This window comes from Paraburkholderia sediminicola, assembly GCF_046027355.1.
Taxonomy (GTDB): domain Bacteria; phylum Pseudomonadota; class Gammaproteobacteria; order Burkholderiales; family Burkholderiaceae; genus Paraburkholderia; species Paraburkholderia sediminicola_B.
This window is the reverse complement of record NZ_JAQQEK010000157.1, coordinates 1-309: the sequence shown is the minus strand read 5'-3', so window position 1 is coordinate 309 and position 309 is coordinate 1. Positions and strand designations below refer to the sequence as shown.

Here is a 309-nt window from a genome sequence, read left to right as displayed (position 1 = left end):
TAGTTTCAAGGGGATTCCCTATGCCGCGGCGCCCGTAGGAAACCTGCGATGGAAGGAGCCACAGCCCGCGCCAGCCTGGAGCGGCGTACGTGATGCCACCCAGTCCGGCGCGCGATGCTGGGGCGCGGCGCCCTTCGGCGGTCCGATCGTCACCGGCAATGTGAGCGAAGACTGTCTGTTCCTGAATATCTGGAGCGGAGCCAAAACCCGCGGCGCCAGGCTTCCGGTCATGGTGTTCATTCACGGAGGCGGCTTCCAGTACGGCACGGCCTCGGACAGTTCAACGTATGGCGTCGCGCTGGACGGAAT

General features: G+C 64.7%; 1 protein-coding gene. It reads left to right on the top strand.

What is annotated here, in order from left to right; genetic code table 11:
• The coding region (locus PQR42_RS45705) for a carboxylesterase family protein (protein WP_408394118.1) at positions 1-309 on the top strand (309 nt) is incomplete at both ends.